Source organism: Bacillus sp. FSL K6-2869, assembly GCF_040869405.1.
GTDB lineage: Bacteria > Bacillota > Bacilli > Bacillales > Bacillaceae > Bacillus > Bacillus altitudinis.
The window spans coordinates 88,282-105,799 of record NZ_CP152035.1 but is presented as its reverse complement, the minus strand read 5'-3'; the positions used below and the strand labels follow the sequence as shown (position 1 = coordinate 105,799).

Below are 17,518 nucleotides of genomic sequence, written 5' to 3'. Positions count from 1 at the left end.
TCGTTAATCTCCCTCCCTCTGCTGAGATTGCTCATGCTCTAATGCACGAATTTGATCTCGAACTTCCGCTGCCTTTTCGAACTCTTCCTGTTCAATCAGCTGCTTCAGCTCTTGCTGCATTAACTCAAGTTTCCGGCGAACATGCAGGCTGCCGGCAATTCGTTTTGGGACTTTCCCATTATGGACTGTATTTCCACTATGGACTTTCCGTAAAACAGGGTTCAGATACTGATCAAATGTACGATAGCATTCTGCACAGCCAAATCGGCCTGTTTTTCTGAACTGTTGAAAGGTTAAGCCACACTTAGGACATTGATCCACTTCTTTCGCTTCTTGAAAAATAGACGAGCCCTTGTTAGCACTTGTGGTGAAGCTAGGATCAATATTCAATAAGCCTGATAATAAGTTGTGAATCGAGAAACCTTGGTTTCCACTCATAGCATATGAATCACTGTTTTCTTTTGCACATTGTTCACATATGTGCATTTCTTGTTTTTCTCCATTTATAACTTTCGTAAAGTGAAAAGTGGCTGGTCTCTCATTACATTCTTGACAAATCAATCTTTTCACCCGCTTTACTTTAATTTCAAAGCATTTAACATCGCTTTCATCATCCGAGCACGCAGTTCATCACGTTCAGGTAAATCAATATGCAATACAGAACGGTCCATGACACTAATCATCATCTTAGCTTCTCTTTCAGATAAAATGTTATTTTCAACAAGACGCATGATGATATGATCAGATGCAGCCTGTGATAAACGATGATATATTTGGGAAATAATGTTGTTCAATAAGTCGACTTCATCATTCATTTTGACTTTAATGATGCGGATATAGCCACCGCCGCCACGCTTACTTTCAACGATATAGCCTCTCTCGCTCGTAAAGCGTGTATTGATAACATAGTTAATTTGTGAAGGTACGCATTGAAATTTATCTGCAATTTCATTGCGCTTAATTTCTAATATTTCTCGACCGTTCTGATCCAAGACTTCCTTCAAATACTGCTCGATGATATCAGAAATATTTTGTGCCACTCCGCCTCCTCCTCCATTGACTTTGACTATATTTGACTTTAATCTTACTATAAATTTTTTCGATCGATTTTTCAAGATAATCGCTCAACTAACAATATTATTTCCACATTTATATGGTATCAAACCTCTCAAAAACACAAAAAAGACCAGTTCCGACTGGAACTGATCCTTATAGAAGCTTGGCGGCGTCCTACTCTCACAGGGGGAAACCCCCAACTACCATCGGCGCTGAAGAGCTTAACTTCCGTGTTCGGTATGGGAACGGGTGTGACCTCTTCGCTATCGCCACCAAACCTGATGGAGAGAATGTTCTCTCAAAACTAGATAACAATGTTCATTTTTCACATTAGAATATAGGTTAAGTCCTCGATCTATTAGTATCTGTCAGCTCCACGTGTCACCACGCTTCCACCTCAGACCTATCAACCTGATCATCTTTCAGGGATCTTACTTCCTTGCGGAATGGGAAATCTCATCTTGAGGGGGGCTTCATGCTTAGATGCTTTCAGCACTTATCCCGTCCGCACATAGCTACCCAGCGATGCCCTTGGCAGAACAACTGGTACACCAGCGGTGCGTCCATCCCGGTCCTCTCGTACTAAGGACAGCTCCTCTCAAATTTCCTGCGCCCGCGACGGATAGGGACCGAACTGTCTCACGACGTTCTGAACCCAGCTCGCGTACCGCTTTAATGGGCGAACAGCCCAACCCTTGGGACCGACTACAGCCCCAGGATGCGATGAGCCGACATCGAGGTGCCAAACCTCCCCGTCGATGTGGACTCTTGGGGGAGATAAGCCTGTTATCCCCGGGGTAGCTTTTATCCGTTGAGCGATGGCCCTTCCATGCGGAACCACCGGATCACTAAGCCCGACTTTCGTCCCTGCTCGACTTGTAGGTCTCGCAGTCAAGCTCCCTTGTGCCTTTACACTCTGCGAATGATTTCCAACCATTCTGAGGGAACCTTTGGGCGCCTCCGTTACATTTTAGGAGGCGACCGCCCCAGTCAAACTGCCCACCTGACACTGTCTCCCTGCCCGATAAGGGCAGCGGGTTAGAAGGTCAATACAGCCAGGGTAGTATCCCACCGATGCCTCCACCGAAGCTAGCGCTCCGGTTTCCAAGGCTCCTACCTATCCTGTACAAGCTGTACCAACATTCAATATCAGGCTGCAGTAAAGCTCCACGGGGTCTTTCCGTCCTGTCGCGGGTAACCTGCATCTTCACAGGTACTATAATTTCACCGAGTCTCTCGTTGAGACAGTGCCCAGATCGTTGCGCCTTTCGTGCGGGTCGGAACTTACCCGACAAGGAATTTCGCTACCTTAGGACCGTTATAGTTACGGCCGCCGTTTACTGGGGCTTCAATTCGCACCTTCGCTTACGCTAAGCGCTCCTCTTAACCTTCCAGCACCGGGCAGGCGTCAGCCCCTATACTTCGCCTTACGGCTTCGCAGAGACCTGTGTTTTTGCTAAACAGTCGCCTGGGCCTATTCACTGCGGCTTCTCGGGGCTTTAACACCCTAAGAAGCACCCCTTCTCCCGAAGTTACGGGGTCATTTTGCCGAGTTCCTTAACGAGAGTTCTCTCGATCACCTTAGGATTCTCTCCTCGCCTACCTGTGTCGGTTTGCGGTACGGGCACCTCTCACCTCGCTAGAGGCTTTTCTTGGCAGTGTGGAATCAGGAACTTCGCTACTAAATTTCGCTCGCCATCACAGCTCAGCCTTCACGGGAAACGGATTTGCCTATTTCCCAGCCTAACTGCTTGGACGCGGATATCCAATACCGCGCTTACCCTATCCTCCTGCGTCCCCCCATTGCTCAAATGGTGAGGAGGTGGTACAGGAATATCAACCTGTTGTCCATCGCCTACGCCTTTCGGCCTCGGCTTAGGTCCCGACTAACCCTGAGCGGACGAGCCTTCCTCAGGAAACCTTAGGCATTCGGTGGACGGGATTCTCACCCGTCTTTCGCTACTCATACCGGCATTCTCACTTCTAAGCGCTCCACCAGTCCTTCCGGTCTGACTTCACTGCACTTAGAACGCTCTCCTACCACTGTTCGTAAGAACAGTCCGCAGCTTCGGTGATACGTTTAGCCCCGGTACATTTTCGGCGCAGAGTCACTCGACCAGTGAGCTATTACGCACTCTTTAAATGGTGGCTGCTTCTAAGCCAACATCCTGGTTGTCTAAGCAACTCCACATCCTTTTCCACTTAACGTATACTTTGGGACCTTAGCTGGCGGTCTGGGCTGTTTCCCTTTCGACTACGGATCTTATCACTCGCAGTCTGACTCCCAAGGATAAGTCATCGGCATTCGGAGTTTGACTGAATTCGGTAACCCGGTAGGGGCCCCTAGTCCAATCAGTGCTCTACCTCCGAGACTCTTACCTTGAGGCTAGCCCTAAAGCTATTTCGGAGAGAACCAGCTATCTCCAGGTTCGATTGGCATTTCACCCCTACCCACACCTCATCCCCGCACTTTTCAACGTGCGTGGGTTCGGGCCTCCATTCAGTGTTACCTGAACTTCACCCTGGACATGGGTAGATCACCTGGTTTCGGGTCTACGACCACGTACTCATGCGCCCTATTCAGACTCGCTTTCGCTGCGGCTCCGCATCTTCTGCTTAACCTTGCACGGGATCGTAACTCGCCGGTTCATTCTACAAAAGGCACGCCATCACCCGTTAACGGGCTCTGACTACTTGTAGGCACACGGTTTCAGGATCTATTTCACTCCCCTTCCGGGGTGCTTTTCACCTTTCCCTCACGGTACTGGTTCACTATCGGTCACTAGGGAGTATTTAGCCTTGGGAGATGGTCCTCCCGGATTCCGACGGAATTTCACGTGTTCCGCCGTACTCAGGATCCACTCTGGAGAGAACAACATTTCAGTTACAGGGCTGTTACCTTCTTTGGCGGGCCTTTCCAGACCTCTTCGCTTATATCGTTCCTTTGTAACTCCGTATAGAGTGTCCTACAACCCCAAGAGGCAAGCCTCTTGGTTTGGGCTGTTCCCGTTTCGCTCGCCGCTACTCAGGGAATCGCATTTGCTTTCTCTTCCTCCGGGTACTTAGATGTTTCAGTTCCCCGGGTATGCCTTCTCATACTCTATGTATTCAAGTATGGATACTACTCCATTACGAGCAGTGGGTTTCCCCATTCGGAAATCTCCGGATCAAAGCTTGCTTACAGCTCCCCGAAGCATATCGGTGTTCGTCCCGTCCTTCATCGGCTCCTAGTGCCAAGGCATCCACCGTGCGCCCTTTCTAACTTAACCATTTCTTACTTTAGAAAGAATCACTATGTGTGATGAACTTTGCATTGCATTCAATGTGAATGTATTACTTATTGTTATCTAGTTTTCAAAGAACAATCCTGTCTCGCTAGAGACATGTTTGAAGGAATGATCCTTCAAAACTAAACAAGACGAAAAACGTACGCTGCTCCATATATCCTTAGAAAGGAGGTGATCCAGCCGCACCTTCCGATACGGCTACCTTGTTACGACTTCACCCCAATCATCTGCCCCACCTTCGGCGGCTGGCTCCATAAAGGTTACCTCACCGACTTCGGGTGTTGCAAACTCTCGTGGTGTGACGGGCGGTGTGTACAAGGCCCGGGAACGTATTCACCGCGGCATGCTGATCCGCGATTACTAGCGATTCCAGCTTCACGCAGTCGAGTTGCAGACTGCGATCCGAACTGAGAACAGATTTGTGGGATTGGCTAAACCTTGCGGTCTCGCAGCCCTTTGTTCTGTCCATTGTAGCACGTGTGTAGCCCAGGTCATAAGGGGCATGATGATTTGACGTCATCCCCACCTTCCTCCGGTTTGTCACCGGCAGTCACCTTAGAGTGCCCAACTGAATGCTGGCAACTAAGATCAAGGGTTGCGCTCGTTGCGGGACTTAACCCAACATCTCACGACACGAGCTGACGACAACCATGCACCACCTGTCACTCTGTCCCCGAAGGGAAAGCCCTATCTCTAGGGTTGTCAGAGGATGTCAAGACCTGGTAAGGTTCTTCGCGTTGCTTCGAATTAAACCACATGCTCCACCGCTTGTGCGGGCCCCCGTCAATTCCTTTGAGTTTCAGTCTTGCGACCGTACTCCCCAGGCGGAGTGCTTAATGCGTTAGCTGCAGCACTAAGGGGCGGAAACCCCCTAACACTTAGCACTCATCGTTTACGGCGTGGACTACCAGGGTATCTAATCCTGTTCGCTCCCCACGCTTTCGCTCCTCAGCGTCAGTTACAGACCAGAGAGTCGCCTTCGCCACTGGTGTTCCTCCACATCTCTACGCATTTCACCGCTACACGTGGAATTCCACTCTCCTCTTCTGCACTCAAGTTTCCCAGTTTCCAATGACCCTCCCCGGTTGAGCCGGGGGCTTTCACATCAGACTTAAGAAACCGCCTGCGAGCCCTTTACGCCCAATAATTCCGGACAACGCTTGCCACCTACGTATTACCGCGGCTGCTGGCACGTAGTTAGCCGTGGCTTTCTGGTTAGGTACCGTCAAGGTGCAAGCAGTTACTCTTGCACTTGTTCTTCCCTAACAACAGAGCTTTACGATCCGAAAACCTTCATCACTCACGCGGCGTTGCTCCGTCAGACTTTCGTCCATTGCGGAAGATTCCCTACTGCTGCCTCCCGTAGGAGTCTGGGCCGTGTCTCAGTCCCAGTGTGGCCGATCACCCTCTCAGGTCGGCTACGCATCGTCGCCTTGGTGAGCCGTTACCTCACCAACTAGCTAATGCGCCGCGGGTCCATCTGTAAGTGACAGCCGAAACCGTCTTTCATCCTTGAACCATGCGGTTCAAGGAACTATCCGGTATTAGCTCCGGTTTCCCGGAGTTATCCCAGTCTTACAGGCAGGTTACCCACGTGTTACTCACCCGTCCGCCGCTAACATCCGGGAGCAAGCTCCCTTCTGTCCGCTCGACTTGCATGTATTAGGCACGCCGCCAGCGTTCGTCCTGAGCCAGGATCAAACTCTCCGAAAAAGTACAAAACCGAAGTTTTGCTTTTCGCCAGTTTGACTGACTACCTATGAAGTTTCATAGGATTTTTTTATAAAAACTCGAATTAACAGGTACGTTTTGTCTTGTTTAGTTTTCAAAGATCATATTGGTGGAGCCTAGCGGGATCGAACCGCTGACCTCCTGCGTGCAAGGCAGGCGCTCTCCCAGCTGAGCTAAGGCCCCATAAAAGATGGTCGGGAAGACAGGATTCGAACCTGCGACCCCTTGGTCCCAAACCAAGTGCTCTACCAAGCTGAGCTACTTCCCGATCTTAATGGCGCGCCCGAGAGGAGTCGAACCCCTAACCTTTTGATCCGTAGTCAAACGCTCTATCCAATTGAGCTACGGGCGCTTATTTATAATGCCGAGGGCCGGACTTGAACCGGCACGGTAGTCACCTACCGCAGGATTTTAAGTCCTGTGTGTCTGCCAATTCCACCACCCCGGCGTGGATGGTATAAGCGGAAGACGGGATTCGAACCCGCGACCCCCACCTTGGCAAGGTGGTGTTCTACCACTGAACTACTTCCGCATTACAGGATTTTTTCATTTTATTTGGCAATGCGGGTGAAGGGACTTGAACCCCCACGTCATAAAGACACTAGATCCTAAGTCTAGCGCGTCTGCCAATTCCGCCACACCCGCATGAAACATGGTGAGCCATGAAGGACTCGAACCTTCGACCCTCTGATTAAAAGTCAGATGCTCTACCAACTGAGCTAATGGCTCGCTTTAAAAGCGACTTGTCTATCTTACCATATGAAAGTGGTGCCGGCAAGAGGACTTGAACCCCCAACCTACTGATTACAAGTCAGTTGCTCTACCAGTTGAGCTACACCGGCTTTATCTATCCTAACATTATGTAAGAATAAATATGGTGGAGGATGACGGGCTCGAACCGCCGACCCTCTGCTTGTAAGGCAGATGCTCTCCCAGCTGAGCTAATCCTCCATATTGTGTCGTTTCGAAGTGTCTCTCGATCTGACAAATAGTATTATATAACGATAAGATATTGTTTGTAAAGACTTTTTTAAAATAATTTTTGAATTTATTTTAAAGCTGTTTTTTCATCTTTTCGTTAAGGCACCTAAAGAAGTTTACCACTTGTCTCATCATTTTAAAAGCCTTTTTTTCATTTTTTTATGTTTTTTTGTTAAAAAGAGTACTAATAAGGCTTTATTCCTTTGAAAACAGCTATTTCGAAGCTTTCATACCTTGATTTTATTTCATATATCTCTGGATAAAAACATTCAAAAAAGAAATTCTGTTATTATTTTATTTTTCTGAGAAATCTTTTTTGCATAAAAAAGTGTGAAAATACTGCTGGTCTTTACTATTTTTCAACAAAATTGTTTCACATCATTTTTCTACTGCTTCAAATATTCAACAGCTTTATCATCGATATAAAATTTTAACAGGAGAAATAAAATGAGTATTGTTTCTTTCATTTCTTCTATCTTTTTAAATTGGACATGCCACAATAGCTGACCATCCCCTTCGGGATGAAGTCTTTCTATTTAGTGCCCTATACATCGCCTTTCTATATCTATTTAGCCGGAGGTGAAGTTTTCTATGCTTTTAGTGTAGACCCTTGATAATTGAGCTGCTGGTTCATATGATGACCGACATGTTAAATTGAAAGAGCGTAAAATTTGATTCATTTAGCAATCAACGAGGGAACAACGTATTTTCACTTTAAGAACCTATTATATAGAAGCAAGTCATGCAAAAACACAAAAAAGACCAGTTCCGACTGGAACTGATCCTTTGAAAAGCTTGGCGGCGTCCTACTCTCACAGGGGGAAACCCCCAACTACCATCGGCGCTGAAGAGCTTAACTTCCGTGTTCGGTATGGGAACGGGTGTGACCTCTTCGCTATCGCCACCAAACCTGATGGAGAGAATGTTCTCTCAAAACTAGATAACAATGTTCATTTTTCACATTAGAATATAGGTTAAGTCCTCGATCTATTAGTATCTGTCAGCTCCACGTGTCACCACGCTTCCACCTCAGACCTATCAACCTGATCATCTTTCAGGGATCTTACTTCCTTGCGGAATGGGAAATCTCATCTTGAGGGGGGCTTCATGCTTAGATGCTTTCAGCACTTATCCCGTCCGCACATAGCTACCCAGCGATGCCCTTGGCAGAACAACTGGTACACCAGCGGTGCGTCCATCCCGGTCCTCTCGTACTAAGGACAGCTCCTCTCAAATTTCCTGCGCCCGCGACGGATAGGGACCGAACTGTCTCACGACGTTCTGAACCCAGCTCGCGTACCGCTTTAATGGGCGAACAGCCCAACCCTTGGGACCGACTACAGCCCCAGGATGCGATGAGCCGACATCGAGGTGCCAAACCTCCCCGTCGATGTGGACTCTTGGGGGAGATAAGCCTGTTATCCCCGGGGTAGCTTTTATCCGTTGAGCGATGGCCCTTCCATGCGGAACCACCGGATCACTAAGCCCGACTTTCGTCCCTGCTCGACTTGTAGGTCTCGCAGTCAAGCTCCCTTGTGCCTTTACACTCTGCGAATGATTTCCAACCATTCTGAGGGAACCTTTGGGCGCCTCCGTTACATTTTAGGAGGCGACCGCCCCAGTCAAACTGCCCACCTGACACTGTCTCCCTGCCCGATAAGGGCAGCGGGTTAGAAGGTCAATACAGCCAGGGTAGTATCCCACCGATGCCTCCACCGAAGCTAGCGCTCCGGTTTCCAAGGCTCCTACCTATCCTGTACAAGCTGTACCAACATTCAATATCAGGCTGCAGTAAAGCTCCACGGGGTCTTTCCGTCCTGTCGCGGGTAACCTGCATCTTCACAGGTACTATAATTTCACCGAGTCTCTCGTTGAGACAGTGCCCAGATCGTTGCGCCTTTCGTGCGGGTCGGAACTTACCCGACAAGGAATTTCGCTACCTTAGGACCGTTATAGTTACGGCCGCCGTTTACTGGGGCTTCAATTCGCACCTTCGCTTACGCTAAGCGCTCCTCTTAACCTTCCAGCACCGGGCAGGCGTCAGCCCCTATACTTCGCCTTACGGCTTCGCAGAGACCTGTGTTTTTGCTAAACAGTCGCCTGGGCCTATTCACTGCGGCTTCTCGGGGCTTTAACACCCTAAGAAGCACCCCTTCTCCCGAAGTTACGGGGTCATTTTGCCGAGTTCCTTAACGAGAGTTCTCTCGATCACCTTAGGATTCTCTCCTCGCCTACCTGTGTCGGTTTGCGGTACGGGCACCTCTCACCTCGCTAGAGGCTTTTCTTGGCAGTGTGGAATCAGGAACTTCGCTACTAAATTTCGCTCGCCATCACAGCTCAGCCTTCACGGGAAACGGATTTGCCTATTTCCCAGCCTAACTGCTTGGACGCGGATATCCAATACCGCGCTTACCCTATCCTCCTGCGTCCCCCCATTGCTCAAATGGTGAGGAGGTGGTACAGGAATATCAACCTGTTGTCCATCGCCTACGCCTTTCGGCCTCGGCTTAGGTCCCGACTAACCCTGAGCGGACGAGCCTTCCTCAGGAAACCTTAGGCATTCGGTGGACGGGATTCTCACCCGTCTTTCGCTACTCATACCGGCATTCTCACTTCTAAGCGCTCCACCAGTCCTTCCGGTCTGACTTCACTGCACTTAGAACGCTCTCCTACCACTGTTCGTAAGAACAGTCCGCAGCTTCGGTGATACGTTTAGCCCCGGTACATTTTCGGCGCAGAGTCACTCGACCAGTGAGCTATTACGCACTCTTTAAATGGTGGCTGCTTCTAAGCCAACATCCTGGTTGTCTAAGCAACTCCACATCCTTTTCCACTTAACGTATACTTTGGGACCTTAGCTGGCGGTCTGGGCTGTTTCCCTTTCGACTACGGATCTTATCACTCGCAGTCTGACTCCCAAGGATAAGTCATCGGCATTCGGAGTTTGACTGAATTCGGTAACCCGGTAGGGGCCCCTAGTCCAATCAGTGCTCTACCTCCGAGACTCTTACCTTGAGGCTAGCCCTAAAGCTATTTCGGAGAGAACCAGCTATCTCCAGGTTCGATTGGCATTTCACCCCTACCCACACCTCATCCCCGCACTTTTCAACGTGCGTGGGTTCGGGCCTCCATTCAGTGTTACCTGAACTTCACCCTGGACATGGGTAGATCACCTGGTTTCGGGTCTACGACCACGTACTCATGCGCCCTATTCAGACTCGCTTTCGCTGCGGCTCCGCATCTTCTGCTTAACCTTGCACGGGATCGTAACTCGCCGGTTCATTCTACAAAAGGCACGCCATCACCCGTTAACGGGCTCTGACTACTTGTAGGCACACGGTTTCAGGATCTATTTCACTCCCCTTCCGGGGTGCTTTTCACCTTTCCCTCACGGTACTGGTTCACTATCGGTCACTAGGGAGTATTTAGCCTTGGGAGATGGTCCTCCCGGATTCCGACGGAATTTCACGTGTTCCGCCGTACTCAGGATCCACTCTGGAGAGAACAACATTTCAGTTACAGGGCTGTTACCTTCTTTGGCGGGCCTTTCCAGACCTCTTCGCTTATATCGTTCCTTTGTAACTCCGTATAGAGTGTCCTACAACCCCAAGAGGCAAGCCTCTTGGTTTGGGCTGTTCCCGTTTCGCTCGCCGCTACTCAGGGAATCGCATTTGCTTTCTCTTCCTCCGGGTACTTAGATGTTTCAGTTCCCCGGGTATGCCTTCTCATACTCTATGTATTCAAGTATGGATACTACTCCATTACGAGCAGTGGGTTTCCCCATTCGGAAATCTCCGGATCAAAGCTTGCTTACAGCTCCCCGAAGCATATCGGTGTTCGTCCCGTCCTTCATCGGCTCCTAGTGCCAAGGCATCCACCGTGCGCCCTTTCTAACTTAACCATTTCTTACTTTAGAAAGAATCACTATGTGTGATGAACTTTGCATTGCATTCAATGTGAATGTATTACTTATTGTTATCTAGTTTTCAAAGAACAATCCTGTCTCGCTAGAGACATGTTTGAAGGAATGATCCTTCAAAACTAAACAAGACGAAAAACGTACGCTGCTCCATATATCCTTAGAAAGGAGGTGATCCAGCCGCACCTTCCGATACGGCTACCTTGTTACGACTTCACCCCAATCATCTGCCCCACCTTCGGCGGCTGGCTCCATAAAGGTTACCTCACCGACTTCGGGTGTTGCAAACTCTCGTGGTGTGACGGGCGGTGTGTACAAGGCCCGGGAACGTATTCACCGCGGCATGCTGATCCGCGATTACTAGCGATTCCAGCTTCACGCAGTCGAGTTGCAGACTGCGATCCGAACTGAGAACAGATTTGTGGGATTGGCTAAACCTTGCGGTCTCGCAGCCCTTTGTTCTGTCCATTGTAGCACGTGTGTAGCCCAGGTCATAAGGGGCATGATGATTTGACGTCATCCCCACCTTCCTCCGGTTTGTCACCGGCAGTCACCTTAGAGTGCCCAACTGAATGCTGGCAACTAAGATCAAGGGTTGCGCTCGTTGCGGGACTTAACCCAACATCTCACGACACGAGCTGACGACAACCATGCACCACCTGTCACTCTGTCCCCGAAGGGAAAGCCCTATCTCTAGGGTTGTCAGAGGATGTCAAGACCTGGTAAGGTTCTTCGCGTTGCTTCGAATTAAACCACATGCTCCACCGCTTGTGCGGGCCCCCGTCAATTCCTTTGAGTTTCAGTCTTGCGACCGTACTCCCCAGGCGGAGTGCTTAATGCGTTAGCTGCAGCACTAAGGGGCGGAAACCCCCTAACACTTAGCACTCATCGTTTACGGCGTGGACTACCAGGGTATCTAATCCTGTTCGCTCCCCACGCTTTCGCTCCTCAGCGTCAGTTACAGACCAGAGAGTCGCCTTCGCCACTGGTGTTCCTCCACATCTCTACGCATTTCACCGCTACACGTGGAATTCCACTCTCCTCTTCTGCACTCAAGTTTCCCAGTTTCCAATGACCCTCCCCGGTTGAGCCGGGGGCTTTCACATCAGACTTAAGAAACCGCCTGCGAGCCCTTTACGCCCAATAATTCCGGACAACGCTTGCCACCTACGTATTACCGCGGCTGCTGGCACGTAGTTAGCCGTGGCTTTCTGGTTAGGTACCGTCAAGGTGCAAGCAGTTACTCTTGCACTTGTTCTTCCCTAACAACAGAGCTTTACGATCCGAAAACCTTCATCACTCACGCGGCGTTGCTCCGTCAGACTTTCGTCCATTGCGGAAGATTCCCTACTGCTGCCTCCCGTAGGAGTCTGGGCCGTGTCTCAGTCCCAGTGTGGCCGATCACCCTCTCAGGTCGGCTACGCATCGTCGCCTTGGTGAGCCGTTACCTCACCAACTAGCTAATGCGCCGCGGGTCCATCTGTAAGTGACAGCCGAAACCGTCTTTCATCCTTGAACCATGCGGTTCAAGGAACTATCCGGTATTAGCTCCGGTTTCCCGGAGTTATCCCAGTCTTACAGGCAGGTTACCCACGTGTTACTCACCCGTCCGCCGCTAACATCCGGGAGCAAGCTCCCTTCTGTCCGCTCGACTTGCATGTATTAGGCACGCCGCCAGCGTTCGTCCTGAGCCAGGATCAAACTCTCCGAAAAAGTACAAAACCGAAGTTTTGTTTTTCGTCAGCGTTTGACTGACTACCTATGATGTATCATAGGATTTTTTTATAAAAACTCGAATTAACAGGTACGTTTTGTCTTGTTTAGTTTTCAAAGATCATTTTCGTTATCGCTCGTAAGCGACTTTAATATCTTAACATTTCGCTTCGGTTGAAGTCAAGAACTTTTTTCATTTTCTTTTTTCAACCTCGTTGCTTTTTTGCGGCAACGAATAATAATATACCATCTGGATTCTTTTCTTGCAATAGTTTTTTTGAAAAAAGTTTCATTTTATGAAAAATAAAAAGCGCCATAGATCAAATGGCGCTTTTGTTGATGTATTAACGGTTTCTCATTTGCGGGAAAAGCAGTACATCTCTGATTGATGGAGAATTTGTTAGTAGCATGATTAATCGGTCGATACCGATTCCTAGTCCACCTGTTGGCGGCATGCCATATTCTAATGCTTCAACAAAATCGTCATCCATGAGATGCGCTTCGTCATTTCCTTCTTCACGTTCTTTTAATTGAGCTTCAAAACGTTCTCTTTGGTCGATTGGATCATTCAGCTCGGTGAATGCATTTGCATGCTCGCGGCGCACGATGAATAGCTCAAAGCGGTCCGTGAAGCGCGGATCTTCAGGATTTTTCTTAGCTAATGGAGAAATCTCCACTGGGTGTCCGTAAATGAATGTAGGCTGAACCAATGTTTCTTCTACTTTTTGCTCGAAGAACTCATTGATAATATGACCTACTGTCATATTTTTCGTGATTTCAACACCATGATCAGCCGCATGCTGTTTTGCTTCTTCAACAGACATCTCCTGCCAGAAGTCTACACCTGTTGCTTCTTTGACCGCTTCAACCATATGAAGTCTCTTCCATTCAGGTTTGAGATCAATTTCATCTTCTCCATATTGAATGGTTGTTGTTCCTAGCACCTCTTGGGCAATATGAGCAATCAGGTTTTCAGTCAGATTCATGATGTCTTTGTAGTCTGCGTATGCTTCATACAGCTCGATCATAGTGAATTCTGGGTTGTGACGAGTCGATACACCTTCATTACGGAATACACGGCCAATCTCGTATACTTTCTCTAGACCACCGACAATTAGGCGTTTTAAGTGCAGCTCGATCGCAATACGCATATAAAGCGGCATATCAAGTGCATTGTGATGAGTAATGAAAGGACGAGCTGATGCACCACCAGGGATGCTATGCATTGTTGGTGTTTCAACTTCTAGGTATCCTTTTGAATCTAAGTATCTTCTCATTGATTGAATGATTTTGCTTCGCATGATGAACGTCTGCTTACTTTCTGGATTGACAATCAAGTCAAGGTAACGCTGACGATAGCGTTGTTCTACATCTTTTAGTCCGTGATATTTATCAGGGAGCGGGCGAAGTGCTTTTGTCAGAACCTCAAAGCTAGTCGCTTTAATTGAAAGTTCTCCTACATTCGTTTTAAATACGGTTCCCGTCACACCGATAATATCGCCTAGGTCCGAGCTTTTGAATAATTCGTAAGCTTCTTCTCCTACACTATCTTTACGCACATAGATTTGAATTTGTCCTTCTAAGTCTTGAATGTGTGCAAAGCCAGCTTTCCCTTTTCCGCGTTTTGTCATCATACGGCCAGCAATTGTTACTTGAGCTGCTTTTTCTTCTAAGTCTTCTTTTGAAAACTCGTCATAATCAGCAATAATTTGTGCAGATTGATGAGAACGGTCATATCGTTCACCGAATGGATCGATACCCTCTTCTCTCATTTTATTCATTTTGTCACGTCTTACTTGGAATTGATCATTTAATTCTTCGTTATTAAGCCCTTCATTACTCATTTATATCACTCCAATAATGTATTTTGCAGAGAAAAGCAGAAAAACTGCCAGTACGTGCACTAGCAGTGAGCTACAAAAAGAAAGATAGTCTTATCCTACTTTTATTCTTTGAAGCTCTTTTGCCTCGGTTTCGATCGTAAAGTCATCTAGAACTTTTACAAGCTCCGCTCTCGTTTCACTTTGATTGATTTGGTTTCTTACATCTGCATTGCCTCGGACACCTTTTAAGTACCATGCTGCATGTTTTCTCATTTCTCTGACAGCCACATGCTCGCCTTTCAGGTCTATGAGTCTGTCTAAGTGAAGTTTGCACACAGACATTTTCTCACGCACATTAGGCTCTTCTTTTAGTTCACCCGTTTCTAAATAATGAACCGTCCGGTAAATCATCCACGGGTTTCCTAGTGCGGCTCTTCCGATCATGACAGCATCTGCACCCGTTTCATCAAGCATACGTTTTGCATCTTGAGGGGTTTTGACATCTCCATTGCCGATGACTGGAATGGAAACAGATTGTTTGACCTCTTTTATAATATCCCAATTCGCTGTTCCTTCGTACATCTGCACACGTGTCCGTCCGTGAAGCGCAACGGCTTGTCCGCCTGCCCTTTCAACAGCACGGGCATTTTCGATAGCGAAAATATGGTCTTCGTCCCAACCCATTCTCATTTTCACAGTAACAGGTTTATCTACAGCTTCTACGACTGCGGATACCATTTCGTAAATCTTGTTTGGATCCAGCAGCCATTTCGCTCCTGCATCACATTTCGTGATCTTTGGTACAGGACATCCCATATTAATATCAATAATGTCCGCCGTTGTATTCTGGTCTACAAACTTGGCCGCTTCCACGAGCGTGTCCTTTTCTCCCCCAAATATCTGAAGGCTCAACGGTTTTTCACGTTCATCAATGTACAGCATGCCCATCGTTCTGGCATTATTAATCAAGATCGCTTTGTCACTGACCATTTCAGCGCAGACTAAGCCCGCTCCAAACTCTTTCACCGTGAGTCTGAAAGCAGAGTTACACACACCAGCCATTGGTGCGAGCACTACTTTGTTTTTAATTTCGATATCTCCGATTTTAAACATCATGTCCCCTCCTTTCTTCTTCAAGTATTGGTGAAAGTTCTTCCACCGTTATATTTAAAGCATCTGCTATTTGACCAACCATTTGGTTTGTTGGTAATCGATTGCCTCGCTCAATTTCCCCTAAGACAGAGACAGAGATGCCCAGTCTTTTGGCGAACCCTTCCTGAGTATACCCTTTTAGCTTTCGGTATGCACGAATTCTTCTACCCCACATGTCTTTTTCCATATGCTTACACCTTCTTGGTCTGTTACGGCGTTTATCTGGGCTTCGCCGATTTCTGGGCAAATCTCACTCATCGGAACAAGAACGAATAAACGTTCGTACATTCTAGGATGCGGCACTACAAGTTGTTCTGTTTCAATATTTTCACGATTATAAAGTAAAATGTCAAGGTCAGCTGTCCGTGGACCCCACCTCACTTCTCTTGTTCTGCCTAACTCCTGCTCGATTTTCTGAGTAAGAGACAGTAGTTCCTCCGGACGAAGTGAAGTGGTAATTTTCACGGCCATGTTTAAAAAGTCATCTTGGTTTTCATAGCCTACAGGTGCTGTTTCATATATCGATGAGATTAATTCCACTTGAACCTCTGGATGTTCATGCAGTTTTTTGACGGCTTCTTTTAAATAGGTTTCTTTTTTACCTATGTTTGAGCCTAATGCGATGTATGCTGTATTGTTCATGTGCGCGATCTCGTCATTTCAATTGCAACGGACTGATAGTGTCCTGGAATTGGCGGATCTGGTTTGATCACCTTCACTGTACATTCCTGAACTGTCGGAAAGTCCTTTAACACTTGGTTTGCAATTCTTTCTGTCAGTGTTTCAACGAGATTGACCGGCTTACCTTCTACAATGCTTTTGCAGATTTGGTAAAGCTCTGCATAGTTAATGGTCTCATTGAGGTCATCAGTTTGTCCGGCTTTACTTAAATCAAGTGAAGCTGTTAAGTCCACGCGGAATCGCTGCCCTAATTTATTTTCTTCTGCAAATACACCATGGTACCCGTAAAATTCCATTCCATTTACATATACTTTATCGATGATAAGCGCCTCCCTTATTCAGCATGGCATCCATCATTTTTGCCATTCTTGCTATTTCTTTTACATCATGTACACGGACCATCGCACTGCCCTTTTGAATCCCAAGGCAAACTGTCGCACCTGTTCCTTCAGTACGTTCTTCAGGGGGCAGGTCTAAGACAGCACCAATGAATCGTTTTCGTGATGTAGCTAGCAGCAGTGGATACCCAAGGTGACAAAAATGTTCGAGTTCATTCATGACCTTCAGGTTGTCCTCTTTATTTTTCGCAAATCCTACCCCTGGATCTAATATGATCATGTCATCACGGACACCCGCTTGCTGGGCAATTTGAACACTTTCTTTCAAATCGGCGATCATATCTGAAATCAGGTGTGTGTAGTTTCGTTCTGGCCGATTGTGCATTAAAATGATTGGGACATTGTGCTTCGCTGCCACATGTGCCATTTGGGGATCTGCCTTCGCTCCCCATACATCATTAATGATGGAGGCTCCAGCTTTCACCGCTTCATCTGCGACACGGGCTTTATACGTATCAATAGAGATAGGTACATCTAATTCTTTTGTGATCTTCTCAATGACAGGAATGACCCTTGAAAGCTCCTCTTCTTCCGAGACAAGTGCCGCTCCCGGGCGAGTCGATTCTCCGCCAATATCAATAATATGTGCCCCGTCTTCTATCAGCTGCGCTGCATGAGCCAGCGCTTTATCTACTTGATCAAACTTTCCTCCATCTGAAAAAGAGTCAGGCGTGACATTTAAAATGCCCATGACCAATGTCTTTTCTTCATAGCTAAGGGTGTGATGCTTGGCCTGTATGATTTTAGGCTGTTTTATCAATTGTTGTGTCATTGTGT

The 17,518-nt window shown here is 47.7% G+C and carries 8 protein-coding genes, 9 tRNA genes and 6 rRNA genes; all 23 read right to left on the bottom strand.

The window, feature by feature from the left end:
- Positions 1–3: 3 nt before the first annotated feature.
- The 23 genes from MHI58_RS00575 to folP all read right to left on the bottom strand — a co-directional run bounded on the left by MHI58_RS00575 (position 4) and on the right by folP (position 17,513).
- Positions 4–561 carry a UvrB/UvrC motif-containing protein gene (locus MHI58_RS00575; RefSeq protein ID WP_024425862.1) on the bottom strand — a complete coding sequence of 186 codons (558 nt, stop codon included), beginning with the start codon at positions 559–561 and terminating at the stop codon, positions 4–6.
- Between the two features lie 14 nt (positions 562–575).
- On the bottom strand, positions 576–1,040 hold the full coding sequence (locus tag MHI58_RS00570) for a CtsR family transcriptional regulator (protein ID WP_003217184.1): 465 nt from the start codon (positions 1,038–1,040) through the stop codon (positions 576–578).
- A gap of 177 nt (positions 1,041–1,217) precedes the next feature.
- Positions 1,218–1,333 (bottom strand): 5S ribosomal RNA (gene rrf / locus MHI58_RS00565).
- Positions 1,334–1,394: 61 nt separating this feature from the next.
- A 23S ribosomal RNA gene (locus tag MHI58_RS00560) occupies positions 1,395–4,325 on the bottom strand.
- Positions 4,326–4,507: 182 nt separating this feature from the next.
- A 16S ribosomal RNA gene (locus MHI58_RS00555) occupies positions 4,508–6,056 on the bottom strand.
- A 125-nt stretch (positions 6,057–6,181) separates the two neighbouring features.
- Positions 6,182–6,257, bottom strand: a tRNA-Ala gene (locus tag MHI58_RS00550).
- A gap of 8 nt (positions 6,258–6,265) precedes the next feature.
- Positions 6,266–6,342, bottom strand: a tRNA-Pro gene (locus tag MHI58_RS00545).
- 7 nt (positions 6,343–6,349) lie between these two features.
- A tRNA-Arg gene (locus tag MHI58_RS00540) sits at positions 6,350–6,426 on the bottom strand.
- Between the two features lie 10 nt (positions 6,427–6,436).
- A tRNA-Leu gene (locus MHI58_RS00535) sits at positions 6,437–6,522 on the bottom strand.
- Positions 6,523–6,534: 12 nt separating this feature from the next.
- A tRNA-Gly gene (locus MHI58_RS00530) sits at positions 6,535–6,606 on the bottom strand.
- Positions 6,607–6,636: 30 nt separating this feature from the next.
- A tRNA-Leu gene (locus MHI58_RS00525) sits at positions 6,637–6,719 on the bottom strand.
- Positions 6,720–6,727: 8 nt separating this feature from the next.
- Positions 6,728–6,803: transfer RNA gene (locus MHI58_RS00520), tRNA-Lys, on the bottom strand.
- 37 nt (positions 6,804–6,840) lie between these two features.
- A tRNA-Thr gene (locus tag MHI58_RS00515) sits at positions 6,841–6,916 on the bottom strand.
- Positions 6,917–6,949: 33 nt separating this feature from the next.
- Positions 6,950–7,025: transfer RNA gene (locus MHI58_RS00510), tRNA-Val, on the bottom strand.
- Between the two features lie 823 nt (positions 7,026–7,848).
- A 5S ribosomal RNA gene (gene rrf / locus MHI58_RS00505) occupies positions 7,849–7,964 on the bottom strand.
- Positions 7,965–8,025: 61 nt separating this feature from the next.
- Positions 8,026–10,956: ribosomal RNA gene (locus MHI58_RS00500) — 23S ribosomal RNA — on the bottom strand.
- Between the two features lie 182 nt (positions 10,957–11,138).
- A 16S ribosomal RNA gene (locus MHI58_RS00495) occupies positions 11,139–12,687 on the bottom strand.
- The 16S, 23S and 5S rRNA genes sit together here with 9 tRNA genes alongside, the layout of an rRNA operon.
- Before the next feature lie 344 nt (positions 12,688–13,031).
- A complete protein-coding gene (gene lysS / locus MHI58_RS00490; protein WP_045035100.1) occupies positions 13,032–14,531 on the bottom strand; it encodes a lysine--tRNA ligase in 1,500 nt (499 codons plus the stop codon).
- A 90-nt stretch (positions 14,532–14,621) separates the two neighbouring features.
- Positions 14,622–15,623 (bottom strand): tRNA dihydrouridine synthase DusB, encoded by a 1,002-nt coding sequence (dusB, locus tag MHI58_RS00485; RefSeq protein ID WP_045035099.1) that lies wholly within the window; start codon positions 15,621–15,623, stop codon positions 14,622–14,624.
- The gene (locus MHI58_RS00480; RefSeq protein WP_008341798.1) at positions 15,616–15,849 is read right to left on the bottom strand and encodes a helix-turn-helix domain-containing protein; all 234 of its coding nucleotides are present in this window, start codon (positions 15,847–15,849) and stop codon (positions 15,616–15,618) included. Before MHI58_RS00480 ends, dusB begins: the two co-directional genes overlap by 8 nt.
- Entirely contained in the window at positions 15,801–16,304 is a 504-nt protein-coding gene (gene folK / locus MHI58_RS00475) for a 2-amino-4-hydroxy-6-hydroxymethyldihydropteridine diphosphokinase (RefSeq protein WP_045035098.1), read from the bottom strand. Before folK ends, MHI58_RS00480 begins: the two co-directional genes overlap by 49 nt.
- Positions 16,301–16,663, bottom strand: coding sequence for a dihydroneopterin aldolase (gene folB / locus MHI58_RS00470; RefSeq protein WP_080780838.1), 363 nt, complete (start codon positions 16,661–16,663; stop codon positions 16,301–16,303). Before folB ends, folK begins: the two co-directional genes overlap by 4 nt.
- Positions 16,656–17,513: a dihydropteroate synthase gene (gene folP / locus MHI58_RS00465; protein WP_045035097.1), complete on the bottom strand. Its 858-nt coding sequence runs from the start codon at positions 17,511–17,513 to the stop codon at positions 16,656–16,658. Before folP ends, folB begins: the two co-directional genes overlap by 8 nt.
- Positions 17,514–17,518: the final 5 nt, after the last annotated feature.